This is a genomic window from Burkholderia sp. Se-20378 (assembly GCF_017104665.1).
Lineage (GTDB): Bacteria > Pseudomonadota > Gammaproteobacteria > Burkholderiales > Burkholderiaceae > Burkholderia > Burkholderia lata.
The window spans coordinates 1-12661 of the sequence record NZ_JAAGPG010000229.1 but is presented as its reverse complement, the minus strand read 5'-3'; the positions used below and the strand labels follow the sequence as shown (position 1 = coordinate 12661).

Sequence of the window (12661 nt, the reverse complement as noted above, 5' to 3'; positions counted from 1 at the left end):
GACACGGCCTGCCGGGCGGGCGCAATCGGCCGGACGGCCGAGTCGCGCGGTGCGGCAGGCGCGCGTAGAATTTCCCTGCGCTCTCCGGTTTCGAGGTTCTCATGTTCGGCATCACCCATTTCGGCTTCTTCGTGCTGGCAGTCTTCCTGCTGAATGTCACGCCCGGCCCCGATACGGCCTATATCGTCGGCCGCAGCGTCGCGCAGGGCCGCGGCGCGGGGCTGATGTCGGCGTTCGGCATTTCGGCCGGCTGTTGCGTTCATGCGCTCGCCTGCGCATTCGGCCTGACCGCGCTGCTCGCGGCGTCGGCTGCCGCATTCACGGTGATCAAGCTGATCGGCGCCGCCTACCTGATCTACCTCGGCGTGCGGATGATCTTCGCGAAGCAGGCGGCCGAGCCGTCGGGCAAGGCGGCCGCCCAGGTTGCGAAGCCGCTGCGCCAGCTGTTCATGCAGGGCTTCTGGACCAACGTGCTGAACCCGAAGGTCGTGCTGTTCTTCGTGTCGTTCTTCCCGCAGTTCGTGTCCGCCGACAGCCCGCACAAGGCATTGGCGTTCCTGACCCTCGGTGGCGTGTTCGTGGCGATGAGCACGGTGTGGACCAGTCTCGTCGCGTGGGTCGCGGGCAGTGTCACGGAGCGCTTCTCGGGCAAGCCGGGCGTCAAGAAGTGGCTCGACCGCACGGTCGGCAGTGCTTTCGTCGGCCTCGGCCTTCGTCTTGCAACCTCGCAACGCTGAGATTGAATTTTTCCGGCAAGCCCTTATCTAACAAATCGCTTACAATTTTCCGCCGCGCCCTTTGATGCGCGGCGGGTCCCCTGACGGATAAGGAGTGGGTATGTTCAATTGGGTCAAAACGGCGATGCTGATGGCCGCGATCACGGCCCTGTTCATCGTGATCGGCGGGATGATCGGCGGCTCGCGGGGCATGGCGATCGCGCTGCTGTTCGCGCTCGGCATGAATTTCTTCTCTTACTGGTTCTCGGACAAGATGGTGCTGCGCATGTACAACGCGCAGGAAGTCGATGAGAACACGGCGCCGCAGTTCTACCGGATGGTGCGCGAGCTGGCCACGCGCGCGAACCTGCCGATGCCGCGCGTCTACCTGATCAACGAGGATGCGCCGAACGCATTTGCGACGGGCCGCAACCCTGAGCACGCGGCAGTCGCCGCGACGACGGGCATCCTGCGCGTGCTGTCGGAGCGCGAGATGCGCGGCGTGATGGCGCACGAGCTCGCCCACGTGAAGCACCGCGACATCCTGATCTCGACGATCACCGCGACGATGGCGGGCGCGATCTCGGCAATCGCAAACTTCGCGATGTTCTTCGGCGGGCGCGACGAGAATGGCCGGCCGGCCAACCCGATCGCGGGTATCGCGGTCGCGCTGCTTGCGCCGATCGCCGGCGCGCTGATCCAGATGGCGATTTCGCGGGCACGCGAGTTCGAGGCCGATCGTGGCGGCGCGCAGATTTCCGGCGATCCGCAGTCGCTCGCGACCGCGCTCGACAAGATCCATCGCTATGCGGCGGGCATCCCGTTCCAGGCAGCCGAGCAGCATCCGGCCACCGCGCAGATGATGATCATGAACCCGCTGCACGGCGGCGGCCTGCAGAATCTGTTCTCGACGCACCCGGCCACCGAGGAGCGCATCGCGCGCCTGATGGAGATGGCGCGTACCGGCCGCTTCGACTAAGCCACGGCACACCGTGCGGCAGTTGCCGCGCGGGGGCCGCCACATCACCCCGCACGCTTCGCGCTGCGGGGTGTTTCATTTGTGCGCGCCGTAAAGGGGCCAAAGGGCCAGCAGCGTCGCACGCTACAATGCCCGGTTTGGGATCGCAGGGCCTGCGGGTGCCGCGGTTCCGCCGTTTGCCGCATTTGTTTGCTGTACCCGCTTGCCGCGCTTGTTTGCCGAATTTGCTCCGATGACACGAACCCGTTCTACCGCTCCGTCTTCTTCCGGCCGCCCGGCGCGCCTGTCCCCGCTGCATCTCGCGCCCGATTCGCTCGGCTTCGCCCTCGATGCGGCCGCGCAGGCGGTCGATGCGGTGCGGCGCGGCACTGCGCTGCCGGCGGCACTCTCGGCGGTATTCGCGCAGATGCCGTCCGGTGCGCAGGCACTCGCGCGTGGGGCAACGCAGGACGTCGCATACCGGACGATGCGTCGCCTCGGCAGTGCGGACTGGCTGATCGGCCGGTTCATCAGCAAGGCGCCGCCCGCACACGTGCACGCGGTGCTCGCCGGTGCGTTCGCGCTGCTGCTCGACCCGCCGGACGAGGCCGCGTATCCGGCGTTTACGGTGGTCGACCAGGCCGTGACCGTGATCGGCGCACGCCGCGAATGCGCGTTCGCGAAGGGGATGGTCAACGCGGTGCTGCGCCGTTTCCTGCGCGAGCGCGATGCGCTCGTCGCGGCGCTGCAGGACGATATCGTCGCCCGCTGGAACTACCGTGCGTGGTGGGTCGATTCGGTGAAGCGCGCATGGCCCGACGCATGGCAGGCGATCCTCGCGGCCGGCGAGCGACAGGGGCCGCTGACGCTGCGCGTGAACGCGCGCCGTGCGAGCGTCGACGCGTATCTCGATACGCTGCGCGCGAACGGGATCGAAGCGACCGCGATCGGCCGGCATGCAGTGCGGCTTGCGTCGGCGCTACCGGTCGATCGTATTCCCGGGTTTGCCGACGGCGTCGTATCGGTGCAGGACGCCGGCGCGCAGCTCGCAGCCGAATGGCTCGGTGCGCGCGACGGCATGCGTGTGCTCGACGCATGCGCGGCGCCCGGCGGCAAGACCGGCCACATTCTCGAACTGGCCGATGCGGAAGTCGTTGCGCTGGAAAGCGACGCCGCGCGCGCGGCGCGGATCGGCGAGAACCTCGTGCGACTGTCGCTCGAAGCCGACGTGCGTGTCGGCGATGCGGGTGCACCCGACGCGTGGTACGACGGGCGCCCGTTCGACCGCATCCTCGCCGATGTGCCGTGCTCGGCGTCCGGCATCGTGCGTCGGCATCCCGACATTCGCTGGCTGCGCCGCGAGGCCGACATCCCGGCGCTCGTCACGGAACAGCGCCGCATCCTGTCGGCGTTGTGGCCGCTCGTGAAGCCGGGCGGCGAACTGCTTTACGTGACCTGTTCGGTCTTTCCCGAAGAAGGCGAATTGCAGGCCCGCTGGTTTGAAGCGGCCTGTGAAGATGCGGTACGATTGGACGCCCCCGGCCAGCTGCTGCCGGGCGGAGTGCAGGGAGGGGCGGCCGCCGGCGCACTCGACCAGAACACCGATCACGACGGATTTTTCTACGCGCGGTTTCAGAAACGGTGACGATCAAACACCTTTTTCCACTTCGGCTCGCGGCCGTCCTGATGGTCGCGTTGACGCTGTGTCTGGCGGTCGTCCGGCCGGCGCATGCCCAGTCGGTCGCCGTGCAGCGCGCGTCGCTCCAGTCCGACGGAAGCGGCTGGGCGCTCGATGCCCGCTTCGATTTCGAACTGAACCCGAGCCTCGAGGATGCCGTCAACAAAGGCATTCCGCTTTACTTCACGACCGACTTCGAGTTGAGCCGTGCGCGCTGGTACTGGTTCGACGAGCAGCCGGTGGCGGTGACGCAGACGATTCGCCTGTCGTTCCAGCCGCTCACGCGCGAGTATCGCGTGTCGACGGGCGGCCTGCAGCTCGGTTTCCCGTCGCTGAAGGACGCGCTCGCCGTCATCAGGCACATCACGTCGTGGCACGTGATCGACCGCAACCAGGTGCGCTCCGGTGAAACCTACACGGCGTCGGTGCGGATGCAGCTCGATACGGCGCTGATGCCGAAGCCGTTCCAGGTCGACGCCGTGAACAACCGCGACTGGACGCTCGGGTCGGACTGGAAGCGCTTCAACTTCACGGTGACCGAACGTGCTAAATAAAGTGCGCCGCGCGGCCAGCGGGAAGAGCCTCCTCGTTCGCGTGATCGTCTCGACCGTCGCGCTCACCGCGCTGCTGCTGCTCGTGCTGCTCGCGGCCGCGAGCGCGAATACCGAATTCTTCGATCGCTACTACTCGTGGCTGTACGCGACGAACATCGTCGTCGCGCTCGTGTTCCTGCTCGTGGTGCTCGGGCTGATCGGGATGATCGTCGTGCGCCTGAGGAAGGGCAAGTTCGGCACGCGGCTGCTCGCGAAGCTCGCGGTGTTCTTCGCGCTCGTCGGCGTGGTGCCGGGCGGGATCATCTACATCGTGTCGTACCAGTTCGTGTCGCGCAGCATCGAGTCGTGGTTCGACGTGAACGTCGAGACGGCGCTGACGGCCGGCCTGAACCTCGGCCGCGGGATGCTCGATGCTTCGCTGTCCGATCTGCAGACGAAGGCGCGGCTGATGTCCGACCAGCTCGCGAGCGTCGATGCGAACACGAACGGCACGACGCTCACGCTGCTGCGGCTGCGCGACCAGTTCGGCGTGCAGGACGCGACGATCGTCGAGCCGAGCCGTGGCGGCTCGGGGGCGGCGCCCGACCTGCACATCGTCGCGCAGGCGTCGGGCAATTTCGCGGCGCTGATTCCGGACGACCTGCCGACGCCGCTGATGCTGAACCAGGCGCGCGAACACGGCGCGTACGCGGCGATCGAGGGTGAAGTCGACGGCGACCCGCGCGCACATGGCGCGAAGGGCGCACTGCGGTTGCGCGTCGTGCGGCCGATTCCCGACGCATCGACGTCGTTGCTGCAGCCGGCGGAACGCTTCCTGCAGCTCACGCAGCCGGTGCCGCCCACGCTTGCCCACAACGCGGACGCCGTGCAGCGCGCGTATCGCGAGTACCAGGAAAAGTCGCTCGGCCGCACGGGGCTGCGCAAGATGTACATCGGCACGCTGACGCTCGCACTGTTCCTCGCGACCTTCATCGCGATGATGCTGGCGCTCGCGCTCGGCCAGCAGCTCGCGCGGCCGCTGTTCCTGCTCGCGCAGGGCACGAAGGAGGTCGCGGAAGGCGACTACACGCCGAAGCGCGAGATCAAGACGCGCGACGAGCTCGGCTTCCTCACTCAGTCGTTCAATGCGATGACGCGCCAGTTGTCCGAGGCGCGGCTCGCGGTCGAGAAGAACCGCGTCGCGCTCGAGCATTCGAAGACGTACCTCGAGAGCATCCTCGCGAACCTGACGGCCGGCGTGTTCGTGCTCGACCGCCAGTTCCGGCTGACGACGGCCAATCGCGGCGCCGAGCGGATCTTCCGGCAGCCGTTCAATGCGCTGATCGGCACGACGCTCGACCGGATCGGCGTGGCCGCCGGGTTCGGCGCGATGGTGCGCAAGGCGTTCGCCGATCGCGAGGCGGCGTCCGACGGCGGCAGCGGCGATCACGGCCACTGGCAGCAGCAGTTCGCGATCGAGGTGCCGGGCGAAGCCGATCCGCTGACGTTGCTCGTGCGCGGCACGCGCCTCGTATCGACGGTCGAGGGGCAGGCCGACGATCCGCAGACGTCCGGTTACGTCGTCGTGTTCGACGACATCTCCGACGTGATTTCCGCGCAGCGTTCGGTCGCGTGGGGCGAGGTCGCGCGCCGGCTCGCGCATGAGATCAAGAATCCGCTGACGCCGATTCAGCTGTCGGCGGAGCGGTTGCAGATGAAGCTGTCCGACAAGCTCGCACCGCCCGACGCCGATGTGCTCAAGCGCGGCGCGACGATGATCGTCAACCAGGTGGCCGCGATGAAGCGGATGGTCGACGATTTCCGCGAATACGCGCGTACGCCGCCGGCGGTGCTCTCGAATCTGCAGTTGAACGAACTGGCGAGCGAGGTGCTCGGGCTGTACGGTGTGGGCGAAGGCAAGAGCGCGATCGTCGCCGAGCTCGCGCCGGCGCTGCCGGTGATACGCGGTGACGCGACGCAACTGCGCCAGGTGATTCACAACCTGCTGCAGAATGCGCAGGATTCGGTCGCGGAGACGTCGCATCCGCGTGTGTTGATCGAAACCAAGACAGTAGAATATGGCGATCCCGACGCCGAGGGCAAAACGCGCGTCGCGGTACGTCTTACCGTGTCCGACAACGGGCCCGGTTTTCCGGCGCGCATCCTGACCCGCGCGTTCGAGCCTTATGTGACGACGAAGGCGAAGGGCACGGGTCTGGGGTTGGCCACGGTCAAGAAAATCGTCGATGAGCACGGTGCGCGGATCGATCTGCGCAATCGCATGCACGGCGAGACCGTCGAGGGTGCGCAGGTGTCGATCCTGTTCCTGCAGATGGCGAGCGATGCGCCAGGCGCCGAATCGGGCGTGCAGGACGGGGCGGCCCCCGCCAAGACAAAAGCAAGTGAGCAGACAAAGGCAGCGTAAATGGCAACCATCCTGGTGGTAGATGATGAAATGGGCATCCGGGAATTGCTCTCGGAGATCCTCAGCGATGAAGGACATGTCGTCGAGGCGGCGGAGAACGCGCAGGCCGCGCGGGAATACCGGTTGAATCAGGCGCCCGATCTCGTGCTGCTCGATATCTGGATGCCCGATACCGACGGCGTGACGTTGCTCAAGGAGTGGGCAGCGCAGGGGCTGCTGACGATGCCCGTGATCATGATGTCCGGGCACGCGACGATCGATACGGCCGTCGAGGCGACGAAGATCGGCGCGCTCGATTTCCTCGAGAAGCCGATCGCACTGCAGAAGCTGCTGAAGTCCGTCGAGCACGGTCTCGCACGCGGTGCGGCGCCGGTGTCCGCGAATGCCGCGGCGAAGGCTGGTGCAGGGCAGGCAGCGGGGCCCGCGGCGGTTGCGTCCGCGGCTGCGCTGCCGACGCTCGGCGACGACATGGCTTCGGCACTCGGCCTCGCGGGCCAGACGGCTGCGATCCCGTTCGACATCCCGTTGCGTGAAGCGCGCGATGCGTTCGAGCGTGCGTACTTCGAATATCACCTCGCGCGCGAAAACGGCAGCATGACGCGCGTCGCGGAGAAGACGGGCCTCGAGCGCACGCACCTGTATCGCAAGCTCAAGCAACTCGGTGTCGAGCTCGGCAAGAAGCCGCCCGAAGGCGCCGTATAAAATATTTCGTTAAAGTACTTGATCAAGTAACGAAGGGTGGATATACTTTCTCTTCTTCGTTGGCCCGGTAGCTCAGTTGGTAGAGCAGCGGATTGAAAATCCGCGTGTCGTTGGTTCGATTCCGACCCAGGCCACCAGAATTAAAACCCCAAGAATCGGAAGGTTCTTGGGGTTTTTCGTTTGTGGTGAGGTTTGCGTGATGTGTGGCGTGGGATGGTGTGCCCGGCAGTGTTCGTGAGGGCATGATAAAATCCCTGTCCGCTCAATAACTTAGCGCATCGCTTCATGCGCACGGCAGGCTGCCAGCGTGGCGCCGCCGTGGCGCGCGGCAACGATGCCGCGCGATGGGCGGTATAAGCGCTCCGCCGCGTTCGCGGCCGATTGCGCTGCCTATACTGGTCGAGCCGGCCCAGGCCGGCACGCGTCGGGCCGCCCGGCGGCAGCCGGCCCCGGGGCGCAGCGCGACGCGAGCCTACACATTCACGGAGTATCACGGTGATTCGGACAGACGCTAAAGACGGCGCGCTCGTGTTGTTTTCCGGCGGGCAGGACTCGGCCACGTGCGTGGCATGGGCCCTCGAACGCTATCAGACGGTCGAGACGCTCGGCTTCGATTACGGCCAGCGCCACCGCGTCGAGCTCGAATGTCGCGAAGGCGTGCGCGAAGCGCTGAAGCGTGACTTTCCCGCCTGGTCGGACCGGCTCGGCGACGATCACATGATCGACCTGTCGGTGCTCGGCGCGATCAGCGATACCGCGATGACGCGCACGATCGAGATCGAGACGGCGGCGAACGGCCTGCCGAACACGTTCGTGCCGGGCCGCAACCTGATGTTCATGACGATCGCCGCGGCGATCGCCTATCGCCGCGGGCTGCGCGTGCTGGTCGGCGGGATGTGCGAGACGGATTTCTCGGGCTATCCCGACTGCCGCGACGACACGATGAAGGCGCTGCAGGTTGCGCTGAACCTCGGGATGGACACGCGTGTCGTGCTCGAGACGCCGCTGATGTGGCTCGACAAGGCGCAAACCTGGCAGCTCGCCGAGCAGCTCGGCGGCGAAGCGCTCGTCGAACTGATCCGCGTCGAGACGCACACGTGCTACGTGGGCGAGCGCGCGGAACTGCACGACTGGGGCTTCGGCTGCGGCGAATGCCCGGCCTGCAAGCTGCGCAAGCGCGGCTACGAGGCCTACCTGAAGGGCGAGCGGGTGACCGAAGCGCCGCTGTGATGCAGCAGCAACGGCAGCGCCTGGTGATTAACGGATTCTGATCGACAACGAGCGGCGCGAGCCGGACGAAGGACGATGACTTACGCGGTCAAGGAAATTTTCTACACGTTGCAGGGCGAGGGCGCGAACGCGGGCCGGCCGGCCGTGTTCTGCCGGTTCGCCGGCTGCAACCTGTGGTCGGGCCGCGAAGAGGATCGTGCGGAGGCCGTGTGCCGCTTCTGCGATACCGACTTCGTCGGCACCGACGGCGAGAACGGCGGCAAGTTCAAGGACGCCGAAGCGCTCGTCGCGACGATCGCCGGCTTGTGGCCGGAGGGCGAGGCGCACCGCTTCGTCGTCTGCACGGGCGGCGAGCCGATGCTGCAGCTCGACCAGCCGCTCGTCGATGCGCTGCACGCGGCCGGCTTCGAGATCGCGATCGAGACCAACGGCTCGCTGCCGGTGCTCGAATCGATCGACTGGATCTGCGTGAGCCCGAAGGCCGACGCGCCACTCGTCGTCACGAAGGGCAACGAGCTGAAGGTCGTGATACCGCAGGACAACCAGCGGCTGGCCGACTACGCGAAGCTCGACTTCGAGTATTACCTCGTCCAGCCGATGGACGGCCCGTCGCGTGACCTCAATACGAAGCTCGCGATCGACTGGTGCAAGCGTCATCCGCAGTGGCGGCTGTCGATGCAGACCCACAAATATCTGAACATTCCCTGAGCCCCGGCTTTTGACATCGTGCTGATTACCCGAAAACTCGAATTCGACGCGGGCCACCGCATTCCCGATCACCGCAGCCAGTGCCGGAACCTGCATGGCCATCGCTACGTGCTCGAAGTCACGCTGCGCGGCGATCTCGTCGATACCGAGGGGGCGCCCGACCGCGGCATGGTGATGGATTTCGCCGACGTGAAGGCGCTCGCGATGGAGCACCTGGTCGGCAAGTGGGACCACGCGTTCCTGGTCTATGCGCGCGACGACGTCGTGCGTTCGTTCCTCGAGCAGATGGCCGACCACAAGACGGTCGTGATCGACCGGATTCCGACCGTCGAGAACCTCGCGGCGATCGCGTTCGACATCCTCGCGAACGTGTACGACGCGCACTACGGCGTGAACCTGCGGCTCGAGCGTGTGCGCCTGTACGAAACGCCGAACTGCTGGGCCGACGTCGAGCGCCAGCCCGGCCGCTGATCCCGCCTTCCCGGCAGCCCCGCCAGCCGGCGCGGGCTGCCTGACGCCGCACCCCGCGGCCTCGTCCCGCCTCGCTCCCCGTCCGTTCCCACATTCCGCTTGACGCCGCGCTATGATCGTTGCGTGGCGCCGAAAAACGCCGCCGTGCGCGATCGTGCGGCCGGCGCTGTCAGATCGGCTGTCCACGGCCGACTAACGTTCCAGGGCCCGGTCCTGGGGCCGCCGTGCTTCGCTGCCCGGCGTGTCGCGCTCCGCTTTGCCCGTTGCTTGTCCCGTTCGATTGCCGTTCCGTCCAGGAGGCCGTATCGATGAGCACGCTCACCAATTCCCTCAAACAACGCCTGCGCGACGGCGACGAGCCGCTGTACGGTCTGTGGCTGTCGCTCGGCAGCGACTCGGCCGCGGAAGCGCTCGCGCATGCCGGCTACGACTGGCTCTGCATCGACATGGAGCACGCGCCGAACGACAGCCGCGATGTTGCATCGCAGTTGCGCGCGATTGCCGCCGCCCATCTGCCGAGCGAGCCCGTCGTACGCGTGCCGGCACGCGAGCCGTGGCTCGTGAAGCGCGCGCTCGATGCGGGCGCACGCACGTTGATGTTTCCCAATATCGAGACACCGGACGATGCCGCGCATGCGGTGCGGCTCACGCGCTATCCGTCGCCCGATTCGCCGGACGGGCTGCGCGGCGTCGCGGGCATGGTGCGTGCGGCGGCGTTCGGCATGCGCCGCGATTACGTGCAGACGGCGAATGCGCAGGTCGCCGTGATCGTGCAGATCGAATCGGCGCGCGGCGTCGACGAAGTCGAGCGGATTGCGGCGCTACCCGGCGTCGACTGCCTGTTCGTCGGTCCGGCCGACCTCGCGGCGAGCCTCGGGCACCTTGGCGACATCCGTCACCCGGACGTCGAAATCGCGATGGCGCGCGTGCTCGCGGCCGGCAGGCAAGCCGGTGTCGCAGTCGGCATCTTCGCGGGCGATACGGCGGCCGCACGCCAGTATCGCGAGGCCGGCTACCGGATGATCACGCTGTCGGCCGACGTCAGCTGGCTGTTGCGCGCCACGCGGCAGGCGCTGCAGGAGGTACGGTCATGAACGGTGGCGATGGCGCGTGCGGTGGGCGCGCGCAGCGTGTGATCGGGCGGCGCGGGCAGGTCGGCGCGATGCTCGGCCTGTGGGTCGTGTGGATCGCGGCCGCCGCGCAGGGCGCACCGCAAGCGAAGCCCGATCCGTCGCACGAGACGCAATCGGCGGTCGCCGACTACAACGCCGGCGACTATCGTGCGGCGCTGGTGCAGTTCCACGACGCGGCCGAGCGCGGCGACCGTCTCGCACAATTCAACTACGCGATGATGCTGCTGACGGGCGAAGGCGTGACTGCGAACGTCGACGAAGGGCTGCGCTGGCTGAAGCGCGCGGCCGACGCGAACATGTCGCATGCGCAGTACGTGTACGGCCGGATGTTCGACGACGGCGAGTTCGTCGCGCGCGATCCGGCCGAAGCGCACCGCTGGTTCCTGCGGGCGGCGAAGCAGGGGCACGTGCAGGCCGAGTTGTCGCTCGCGAACCAGTTCCTCGACGGGCGCGGCACGCCGCGCGACAACAAGCAGGCGTTCACGTGGTACAAGCAGGCGGCCGACGCGGGCGAGCCGACCGCGCAGTACGTGACCGCATCGTTCTACGAGCGCGGCGGCGACGGCGTCGCGCAGAACCTCAACATCGCGCGGGCGTATTACGCGGCGGCGGCCGCGCAGGGTGACGAGACGGCCGGGCTGAAATTCAAGGAGCTGAGCGCGCGGCTGAAGGCGCAGGGGCCGGCATCGGGTGCCGGCGCGGAGCCGGGCGGGGCGCACGCACCGCCGCCTTGAGCAGGGGCGGTGCTGCGAAGTGCGGCCGCGATCGCTTTGCGCGGTCGAAAAAAACGGCGCCGAGGCGCCGTTTTTCCTGGTGCGGTGCGTGCCGCGCGGTCAACTCTTCATCAACCGCCGCTGCCGCCCGACGCTCATGATCATCCCGATCGCGATGCCGAGCGTCGTGAGCGCGGTGCCGCCATAACTCATGAACGGCAGCGGCACGCCGACGACCGGCAGCACGCCGCTCACCATCCCGATGTTGACGAACGCATAGACGAAGAACGCGAGCGTGAGCGAGCCCGCGAGCAGGCGGCCGAACAGCGTCGCGCCTTGCGCGGCGATATAGAGCCCGCGCGCGATCAGCGCCATGTACAGCGTCAGCAGCACGAGCCCGCCGGCGAGCCCCCATTCCTCGGAGAACACCGCGAAGATGAAGTCGGTGTGCTTCTCCGGAATGAATTCGAGGTGTGCCTGTGTGCCTTTCAGATAGCCTTTGCCGAGCACGCCGCCCGAGCCGATCGCGATCACGGCCTGGATCGTGTGGAAGCCCTTGCCGAGCGGGTCGGAAGTCGGGTCGAGCAGCGTACACACGCGGTGCTTCTGGTAATCGTGCATCAGCGGCCACTGCACTTCGGGCTGGCAGATGCGTTCTTCGAACACGGCGATCGAGCCGACCGCGATCACGCCCGCGACGAGCACCGGCACGATCAGCTTGAACGACAGGCCGGCGAGGTAGATCACGAAGAAGCCGGCCGCGAACACGAGCAGGCCCGTGCCGAGGTCGGGCTGCTTCGCGATCAGTCCGACCGGTACCAGCAGGATCCCGAACGCGGCGATGAAGTCGTACCAGCGCAGCCCGCCTTCGCGGCGCTGGTAGTACCACGCGAGCATCAGCGGTGTCGCGATCTTGAGGATTTCCGACGGCTGGATCACGACGCCGACGTTCAGCCAGCGCTTCGCGCCCTTCTTGGTCATCCCGAACAGCGCGACCGCGACCAATAGCGCGACCCCGAACGTGTAGAGCGGGACTGCGAAGCGCATCAGCGTCGTGGGCGGGATGTTGGCGATCACCCACATCAGCACGAACGTCAGCAGGATGTTGCGCAACTGGTCCTCGACGCGACCCGGCATGTCGATCGCCGCGCTGTACAGCGTGACGATGCCGACGCACAGCAGCAGGAACACGATGAGGGCGAGCGGGCGGTCGAAGCCCGCGAACATCTGCTTGATCTTGTCGAGCCAGGCGCGCTTGTCGAATTGCATGCCTTTCTCCGTTAATGAGCAGTGCCGGCGTCCGCCGCCTTCGCGGGGGCCGTGGCACGGTGATTGTCGTCGCGCGGCGTGGCGACGAGCGGCTGCGCGTCGCTGGCGGGCCTGCGCGGCCGATA

General features: G+C 67.1%; 12 protein-coding genes and 1 tRNA gene. 12 read left to right on the top strand and 1 reads right to left on the bottom strand.

Features of this window, described 5'->3' with window-relative positions; translation table 11 throughout:
- Positions 1-101 precede the first annotated feature (101 nt).
- The 12 genes from G3N93_RS22445 to G3N93_RS22390 all read left to right on the top strand — a co-directional run bounded on the left by G3N93_RS22445 (position 102) and on the right by G3N93_RS22390 (position 11288).
- Positions 102-737 (top strand): LysE family translocator, encoded by a 636-nt coding sequence (locus G3N93_RS22445; protein WP_206124246.1) that lies wholly within the window; start codon positions 102-104, stop codon positions 735-737.
- 100 nt (positions 738-837) lie between these two features.
- Positions 838-1695 carry a zinc metalloprotease HtpX gene (gene htpX / locus G3N93_RS22440; protein WP_174937406.1) on the top strand — a complete coding sequence of 286 codons (858 nt, stop codon included), beginning with the start codon at positions 838-840 and terminating at the stop codon, positions 1693-1695.
- Between the two features lie 232 nt (positions 1696-1927).
- Complete coding sequence (rsmB, locus tag G3N93_RS22435; RefSeq protein ID WP_206133976.1) at positions 1928-3319, top strand: 16S rRNA (cytosine(967)-C(5))-methyltransferase RsmB; 1392 nt, start codon at positions 1928-1930, stop codon at positions 3317-3319.
- Complete coding sequence (locus tag G3N93_RS22430; RefSeq protein WP_174937408.1) at positions 3316-3906, top strand: DUF4390 domain-containing protein; 591 nt, start codon at positions 3316-3318, stop codon at positions 3904-3906. Before rsmB ends, G3N93_RS22430 begins: the two co-directional genes overlap by 4 nt.
- The gene (esaS, locus tag G3N93_RS22425) at positions 3896-6310 is read left to right on the top strand and encodes a sensor histidine kinase EsaS (protein ID WP_174937409.1); all 2415 of its coding nucleotides are present in this window, start codon (positions 3896-3898) and stop codon (positions 6308-6310) included. Before G3N93_RS22430 ends, esaS begins: the two co-directional genes overlap by 11 nt.
- Positions 6311-7012, top strand: coding sequence for a response regulator transcription factor EsaR (esaR, locus tag G3N93_RS22420; protein ID WP_085041942.1), 702 nt, complete (start codon positions 6311-6313; stop codon positions 7010-7012).
- A 61-nt stretch (positions 7013-7073) separates the two neighbouring features.
- A tRNA-Phe gene (locus G3N93_RS22415) sits at positions 7074-7149 on the top strand.
- A 358-nt stretch (positions 7150-7507) separates the two neighbouring features.
- Positions 7508-8242, top strand: a complete 735-nt coding sequence (gene queC / locus G3N93_RS22410; RefSeq protein WP_011353565.1) for a 7-cyano-7-deazaguanine synthase QueC — start codon at positions 7508-7510, stop codon at positions 8240-8242.
- 75 nt (positions 8243-8317) lie between these two features.
- Positions 8318-8950: a 7-carboxy-7-deazaguanine synthase gene (gene queE / locus G3N93_RS22405; protein WP_011353564.1), complete on the top strand. Its 633-nt coding sequence runs from the start codon at positions 8318-8320 to the stop codon at positions 8948-8950.
- 18 nt (positions 8951-8968) lie between these two features.
- Positions 8969-9421 carry a 6-carboxytetrahydropterin synthase QueD gene (gene queD, locus G3N93_RS22400; protein ID WP_011353563.1) on the top strand — a complete coding sequence of 151 codons (453 nt, stop codon included), beginning with the start codon at positions 8969-8971 and terminating at the stop codon, positions 9419-9421.
- Positions 9422-9729: 308 nt separating this feature from the next.
- Positions 9730-10515, top strand: coding sequence for an HpcH/HpaI aldolase/citrate lyase family protein (locus G3N93_RS22395; protein WP_174942593.1), 786 nt, complete (start codon positions 9730-9732; stop codon positions 10513-10515).
- On the top strand, positions 10512-11288 hold the full coding sequence (locus G3N93_RS22390) for a tetratricopeptide repeat protein (RefSeq protein WP_174942596.1): 777 nt from the start codon (positions 10512-10514) through the stop codon (positions 11286-11288). Before G3N93_RS22395 ends, G3N93_RS22390 begins: the two co-directional genes overlap by 4 nt.
- A gap of 99 nt (positions 11289-11387) precedes the next feature.
- On the opposite strand, the gene rodA is transcribed toward G3N93_RS22390, so the two are convergent.
- The gene (gene rodA / locus G3N93_RS22385; protein ID WP_011353560.1) at positions 11388-12536 is read right to left on the bottom strand and encodes a rod shape-determining protein RodA; all 1149 of its coding nucleotides are present in this window, start codon (positions 12534-12536) and stop codon (positions 11388-11390) included.
- Positions 12537-12661: the final 125 nt, after the last annotated feature.

Bases quoted from the DNA above. Each gene is read 5' to 3' on its own strand.
- G3N93_RS22445 (WP_206124246.1), top strand. From the start codon at position 102: ATGTTCGGCATCACCCATTTCGGCTTCTTCGTGCTGGCAGTCTTCCTG.
- htpX (WP_174937406.1), top strand. From the start codon at position 838: ATGTTCAATTGGGTCAAAACGGCGATGCTGATGGCCGCGATCACGGCC.
- rsmB (WP_206133976.1), top strand. From the start codon at position 1,928: ATGACACGAACCCGTTCTACCGCTCCGTCTTCTTCCGGCCGCCCGGCG.
- esaR (WP_085041942.1), top strand. From the start codon at position 6,311: ATGGCAACCATCCTGGTGGTAGATGATGAAATGGGCATCCGGGAATTG.
- queE (WP_011353564.1), top strand. From the start codon at position 8,318: ATGACTTACGCGGTCAAGGAAATTTTCTACACGTTGCAGGGCGAGGGC.
- G3N93_RS22395 (WP_174942593.1), top strand. From the start codon at position 9,730: ATGAGCACGCTCACCAATTCCCTCAAACAACGCCTGCGCGACGGCGAC.
- G3N93_RS22390 (WP_174942596.1), top strand. From the start codon at position 10,512: ATGAACGGTGGCGATGGCGCGTGCGGTGGGCGCGCGCAGCGTGTGATC.
- rodA (WP_011353560.1), bottom strand. From the start codon at position 12,536: ATGCAATTCGACAAGCGCGCCTGGCTCGACAAGATCAAGCAGATGTTC.